The 6,381-nt window shown below is 60.4% G+C and carries 7 protein-coding genes; 1 reads left to right on the forward strand and 6 read right to left on the reverse strand.

Translation table 11 applies throughout. The features are described 5' to 3' along the window. Positions 1-14 precede the first annotated feature (14 nt). Together secF and secD are read right to left on the reverse strand one after the other, a co-directional pair. Positions 15-905: a protein translocase subunit SecF gene (secF, locus tag IH971_05625; protein ID MCH7497313.1), complete on the reverse strand. Its 891-nt coding sequence runs from the start codon at positions 903-905 to the stop codon at positions 15-17. A gap of 17 nt (positions 906-922) precedes the next feature. Then, a complete protein-coding gene (gene secD / locus IH971_05630) occupies positions 923-2,800 on the reverse strand; it encodes a protein translocase subunit SecD (GenBank protein MCH7497314.1) in 1,878 nt (625 codons plus the stop codon). 187 nt (positions 2,801-2,987) lie between these two features. Here secD and IH971_05635 point away from each other — a divergent pair, with 187 nt between their 5' ends. Continuing rightward, positions 2,988-4,409 (forward strand): MATE family efflux transporter, encoded by a 1,422-nt coding sequence (locus IH971_05635; GenBank protein MCH7497315.1) that lies wholly within the window; start codon positions 2,988-2,990, stop codon positions 4,407-4,409. Here IH971_05635 and IH971_05640 read toward each other — a convergent pair. The 4 genes from IH971_05640 to IH971_05655 form a co-directional block, all read right to left on the reverse strand. Beyond that, the gene (locus IH971_05640) at positions 4,406-5,209 is read right to left on the reverse strand and encodes a methyltransferase domain-containing protein (protein MCH7497316.1); all 804 of its coding nucleotides are present in this window, start codon (positions 5,207-5,209) and stop codon (positions 4,406-4,408) included. The genes IH971_05635 and IH971_05640 overlap by 4 nt on opposite strands. Before the next feature lie 103 nt (positions 5,210-5,312). Beyond that, positions 5,313-5,576, reverse strand: a complete 264-nt coding sequence (locus IH971_05645; protein ID MCH7497317.1) for a Txe/YoeB family addiction module toxin — start codon at positions 5,574-5,576, stop codon at positions 5,313-5,315. Next, positions 5,573-5,815, reverse strand: coding sequence for a type II toxin-antitoxin system Phd/YefM family antitoxin (locus IH971_05650; GenBank protein ID MCH7497318.1), 243 nt, complete (start codon positions 5,813-5,815; stop codon positions 5,573-5,575). The genes IH971_05645 and IH971_05650 overlap by 4 nt, the downstream gene beginning before the upstream one ends. Before the next feature lie 256 nt (positions 5,816-6,071). After that, the coding region (locus IH971_05655) for an aminotransferase class I/II-fold pyridoxal phosphate-dependent enzyme (GenBank protein MCH7497319.1) at positions 6,072-6,381 on the reverse strand (310 nt) is incomplete at its 5' end.

Raw genomic sequence — 6,381 nt, forward strand, 5'->3', positions numbered from 1 at the left:
GAGGCCAAGACCATCTATGCGCTGGATCGGGCCTGGGCCCTGACCTCCAGCATGGCCATCAGAGGGCTGGCGACATAGATAGAAGAGTAGGTCCCCACCAGCACGCCCACGATGAGCGCAAAGGCAAAATATTTGATGACCTCGCCACCCATCAGGTAGAGCATGAGTACCACCATCAAAGTGGTGAGCGAGGTAATGATGGTGCGGCTGAGGGTTTGGTTCACGGAGCGGTTAACGGTAAAAAAGAAATCATCCTTGCGGTGCAGCTTGACGTTCTCGCGGATGCGGTCAAATACAACGATTGTGTCGTTCAGCGAGTAGCCCACAATGGTCAGGAATGCGGCGACAATGGCCAGATCAATTTCCAGGTCGAGCAGCGAAAAAACCCCCAGGGTAATCAGGACATCGTGTGCCAGGGCGACCACCGCGCCCACCGCGTAGTAGCGGTCAAAGCGCAGGGAGATGTAGATGAGGATGCCCAGCAGAGCAAACAGGATCGCCTGTAGGGCCTTGCCCCGCAGCTCCCCCCCTATCTTGGGGCCCACCGACTCCAGCCGGCGAACCTCGAATGTCAGCCCCGCCAGGGCAGTCTGCAGACGCTCGCGGAAGTCCTCGCCCACATCACCGGCGGCCAGCCGGACCAGCACTTCGTTGTCGGCCCCGAACCGCTGTATGATCGGTCGATCGAAGCCGCCCTCAAGGAGCAGCTGGCGCACCTGACCCGTTTCCAGGGGAGTTTCAAACTGCAGTTGGGCCAGCGTGCCACCCGTAAAATCGATGCCCAGTTTGGGCCCTCCCCGGATGATCAGCGACAGCAGACCCACCGCGATCAGGGTCAGCGAGAGATAGGCCGCAAGCTTGCGCTTGCCGAGAAAGTCAATGTTGACGTTGGTAAGTAAACGCATTTTCTGAAGCGGTCCCCCTAGATGCTCAGCGTCTTGACCTTGGGATTCCGGGTACGCACCATAAAGATCGTCCTGGTCATGAATATGGCCGTAAACATGGACGCCAGAATGCCCCAGAACAGCGTGACGGCAAAGCCTTTTATGGGCCCCGTACCGAACTGAAACAGTACCAGGGCGGCCAGGATGGTGGTGACATTAGCGTCGATGATGGTGACGGTGGCCCGGGCATAGCCGCTGTCGATGGCGGCGCGGATGGACTTGCCCTTGTCCAGTTCCTCCCGAATGCGCTCAAAGATCAGGACATTGGCATCCACAGCCATGCCGACGGTGAGGATCAACCCGGCAATGCCAGGCAGGGTCAGGGTGGCCCTGAGGGAGGCAAGTGCGGCCAGCACCACCAGAATATTGAAGGTCAGTGCCAGCGTGGCAACCAAGCCGCTGCCCTTGTAATAAAATATCATGAAGGCGATCACCAGCAGGCCGCCATACAGCGCCGCCCTGAAACCGCTGGAGATGGAGTCCTGGCCGAGGCTGGGGCCAACGGCCCGCTCTTCGATGATGTCCACCGGCGCCGGGAGGGAGCCAGCCCGCAGAACGATGGCGATGAGCTTGGCCTCGTCCATATCCTTCATGCCCGAGATCTCCGTCTGGCCGCCGGGAATCTTGCCGCGGATTTCGGGCGCCATGTGAACCCTCTTATCCAGTACAATGGCTACGCGGCGGCCCACGTTCGCGCCCGTCACCCGGGCCCAGGTGCGCTCCCCTTCGCTATTCATGCTGAGGTTAACCACCGGCTGGTTGGCCGCGTTGCTTCCCAGAGAGCCGATGTTGGCCTTGGCCTCAGTGATGACCCCGCCCGTCAGACTGGGTTCGCGATTGAGATAGTACAGGGTATAGAATTCGTCATCGACGCCGGTGGCCGGCAAGACCTCTGACCGGTTGCTCCACATGAACACGCCGTCAGTCGGTACAGCAACCTTCGATTCGGGCCGCTCCAGCAGCGCATCCACCGCGTGGCGGTGGCGGGAGGCCACCACGAAGTCGTTCCCCACATTAAATATGTAGCCGGTAAATGGACGCTCACCCAAGACTTCCTGCGAGATGGCGAGGCCACCCACCGCGGCAGGCGCATCGCCACCACCACCCAGTATCGCCGCCAAGGCGTCCTCCAGCGTATCGGCTGGCGTTTCAGTGTCATCGGCGGCGGGTTGTTCCGGGGGCGAGCCTGCAGCCCGCAACGCCTCGTCAATCTTCAGCATCACATCTCGGCCCACCCCCAGATCTTGGAGGATATTGAACTCCAGCAAGGCTGTATTCTGGATAAGACTCCGGGCCTGCGCGGGATCCTGCACACCGGCCAACTCCACAATAATGCGCTTCCCACCCGCCTTCTGGATGGTAGGCTCGGACACGCCGAACTGGTCCACCCGGTTGCGGATGATCTCCAGGGCCCGGTCCACGGCATCATCGGCCTCGAGGCGCAGGGCGGCAATGATGTCTGGAGTCCGGCTGCCAAATTCGCTGAAATGCCGGATGAGTCGCAGGCTATTTTCCTCAGCCCGGGCACTAAAAATGGTGAAGAAATCACTGTCGGAGTCCAGCGCCTCCGCGGCGGTCTGGTTCAGAACATCATCGAACAGGGCATCCTTGTTCTTGGCCAGCGTCCGGACGAGGCTGGGTATGTCCACTTCCAGAACAAGGTGAATACCACCCTGGAGGTCCAACCCCAGGCTGATGATCCTGTGCTCAAGGGCCTCAAGCGATCCTGCGGTTCGGCGCGCATCTTTGTCTTCTTCGGAAAGTGCACGGTACTGTAGCGTAGGGAGAATGGCGTAAATTACCCACGTGAATACCAGGCCGATGATAGCGAGACGCAAGGATGGCAGGGGCAGCATGAAGGGTTTTTTACGAAATTTCTCTTCTGGTTATTGGCAACGGAGACGAACGGTGGGGAAGTTACTCCCAGTCTCTTTCAGTACACAACGTGAAAGCCAGTCGGGCAAGTTTTGGGTTCTCTGCACGGGGAGCAACCGTAAAGACGGATTGCTGATCACGCCGTCCCTGGCGTAAGTTCACCTCCTTATGGCCAATCAACAAAGTAGGGCACAATCCCGTGTTGAGAGCTTCATTGAAAATCCCCGCGGGGCGCTCTGGAGGCTGAGTCTTCCCATCCTGGGGGGCATGACCATCCACACCTTATACTCTGTTGCGGACATGGTTTTTGTGGGGTGGGTAGGCCCGGAGGCGGTGGCGGCGCTGGCCTTTAACATGCCCCTCATTTTCTTCTCCTACGGCATTACCATGGGCCTGTCATCGGGCGTGACCGCCGTGGTGGCACGGGCCATTGGCGGGCAGGACAAAGTGCGGGCGGACAACACGGCCGAGCACGCCGTATTTCTGGGCGTGGTCATTGGCGTCGGCCTGACCTTCATCGGACTTGTCTGGGGTGCGCCGCTGCTGGCTGTGCTGGGGGCACGCGGGGAGATACATACCCTGGCCTGGAGCTACTTTCAGGTGATCGCCCTGGGCATCTCATTTTCTGTGCTCTCGGCGTTTTTCCGGGGCATCCTGGCCGGTGAAGGCGACACGATTCGCCCCATGACCCTGCTGGGGGGTGGCATGGTGCTGAATCTGATTCTTGATCCCATCTTCATATTCGGTCTGGGCCAAGGCGTGAGAGGAGCGGCCCTGGCAACGATCATCAGTCAGCTGATTGTCTTCCTTATCTTCGTGTATCTGATCTTCCTCCGGCGGAGCACGTTCGTGAAGTTCCGGCTGCGGCATTTTCAGTACCGGCCGGCCATTCTCACCAGCATTCTCGCCATCGGGCTACCAGCGTCGCTCTCGTTCGTCATTATGTCGATTGGCGCCGGAGTCTTCAACCGGATTCTCAGCGGCTACTCGCATCACGCGGTGGCTGCCTACCAGATCGGGGGCCGGTTGGAGATGATCTACCTCATGCCCATTATTGCCATTTCGGCGGGCACGGTGACGCTGGTGGGGATGTTCTACGGCGCTGGTGAATACGGCCAGCTCCGGGGCATCATTCGCTATGCCCTGGAGCGGGCGGTGCTGTTCGGGTTGGTGGCCGCGGCCATCATCTATCCCCTGGCCCCCAAGATTCTGCTGATCTTCAATCCCAGCCCCGAAATCCTCGAGATCGGCGTCTCCTACCTGCGTATCAATGCTCTGGCCTTTCCCGTTGCGCCGCTGGGCATGATCAGCGCCCGCGTGTTGCAAGGCATGGGCAGGGGCTTGCCGTTTCTAGTGATCACTTTCCTACGGGTGATTGCCCTCAGCGCCCCCCTTGCTATCCTGTTCACCTACGGCCTGCACTTGCCCGTGACCTATGTCTGGTTTGCCATGGTGATCTCCATCGCCATTGCGTCCGCCACAGGGTTGATCTGGTTGCTGGCTGTGCTGCGGCAGACCGAGCAGTTGCCCGTGGGGGCAGCGCCGGTGGCTAGGCCCAAATCGGCGCCGGTCGTGGAGGGCGCCGCCTAGGGCGGCGTCGGGCGCAGGAGGAAGTACCCGCAGGTCGTCACGAAGTCTCGCAGGTAAGGTAGCGCGGCGATTGCCCGGAACTGCCGCCGGGGCTGCAGGCCGAATTTGTAGCGGTAGATGGGATTGACCAAATACAGCCTTTGACCGATCGTCTCGTAGCCCGTCTGCTTCGTGATTGCCCTGAATCGCTCAAGTGATATCCCCGTCTTCTTCAGTTCCAACAGCTCCTCGATTCTGCCCGCCGGCTCATTAAACATTCGTAGTATGGCCTCATATAAAAATTGCGGCAGGAGGTGGAAATAGGGGGTCCGTGAAAGCACCCTGCTGTTACAGACCTGCTGGTGCCCGCCAAAAGGCATCTGCCAGGGGGGAAAGCTGACGAACACGGCGCCACCGTCCTTCAGGAGACCCCCCAGCCTGCGCAGCAGCCTGGTCTGGTGGGGGAGATGCTCGATGACGTCCTTGAGAATGATCACATCAAATGGCTCCCCGAGTTCCCGTACAATGTCTGCCGCGTAGATATCCTCCCGGAGCAATCGGGCCCGTTTCCGCCGGATGTCGTTCTGCAAGAACTGCTTGGCCCCCTCGTATCGCAGCGGGTCCAGCTCCACGCCTGTCCCGTGGCTCCCGCGCTCCAGAAACGCCTTCAAAACACCACCTTCCCCGCAGCCGATCTCCAGCACCCGCGTCTCGGACCCGATGCTGCGCCACTGCTCGATAAAGGGGATGATGTGGTCCCGGGTGACGCTCAGCTGCTGCTCGAACTGGGCCCTGGCGCTATGGTGGTACTGATAGACCATATGCTGCGTGTAGGGGGTGCTGGGCGTGGCCGCCTATTCCGGTCTCACACCTCCCTGAGCTGGCCAACGGCCCAAGCGGCGAATGGAGCCCGAGGGCTGTCACCTACTCGTAATGGGTCCACAGGCGGATGACTTTCACCACCTGCTCGTCTTCCATCACTTGATAAACCAACCTGTGCTGGATATTGATGCGCCGCGAATAGGCTCCGGACAGGTCGCCCATCAGTTTTTCGAAAGGCAGTGGCGTCCCGTAGGGATCGGACTCAAGCAGGGCGAGCAGTTTCTCTACCTTGGGCTTGAAGCCTGCGGCAGCGATTTTTCGGGCATCTTTTTGGGCTTGGCGGGTGAAGGCGAGCCGCCAGCTCACCAGCCCGGTTCCCCGGCGGTCTCCTCAAGGGGCGTCGCCAGCCCTGCACGGATGGACTCTCGCATCCCTGGAATGGTGACAAGATGCAGCGTCTCCTGAAGGGCCAGCCAGTCCTCCTCGCTGATGAGCACGGCGTTGCTGCGCTTGCCGGTCACCAGCACCGGTTCGTGGTTCTCGGCCGCCTCATCGATAAGCCGGTAAAGGTTGTTGCGGGCCTGGGTGACGGTGATGGATTTCATAATCAGTTTCGGCCTTGTACTGAAGACTCGGATAACGTACGTAATAGCGAACGCTTTGTCAAGGACTGATTCTCAAGGATGGGTAAACGCTTACCCCTCTCCCGCGCTGCCTGCGGTTTCGCCCGTGATTACGTCCAGTTGGAAGTCCCGTGCCCTCACGCCCGCGCTTCCGCGCTCATCGGCGCCCATACGTTGCCGTCCAGGTCGCGGACGGTGATAGCGATCTGCCCGATCTATGCTGGACCGTCAGGCGCGCTCACTCCACCACCCCAAATTTCTTGCCCACCTTCACGAACGCCGCCACCGCCTGGTCCAGATGCGCCTGGGTATGGGCGGCGCTGATCTGCACCCGGATGCGGGCCGTCCCCTTGGGCACCACCGGGTAGAAGAAGCCGATGACGTAGATGCCCTCCTCCAGCATGGCGGCGGCCATGTCCTGGGCCAGTTTGGCCTCCCCCAGCATGAGGGGCACGATGGGGTGTTCGCCGGGGGTGATGTCAAAGCCCGCTGCGGTCATCTTTTCGCGAAAGGTGGCGGTGTTTTCCGCCAGCCTATCGCGGAGCGCC

It is taken from the genome of Candidatus Neomarinimicrobiota bacterium, assembly GCA_022560655.1.
In the GTDB taxonomy this organism is placed as follows: Bacteria; Fidelibacterota; Marinisomatia; order SCGC-AAA003-L08; family TS1B11; genus JADFSS01.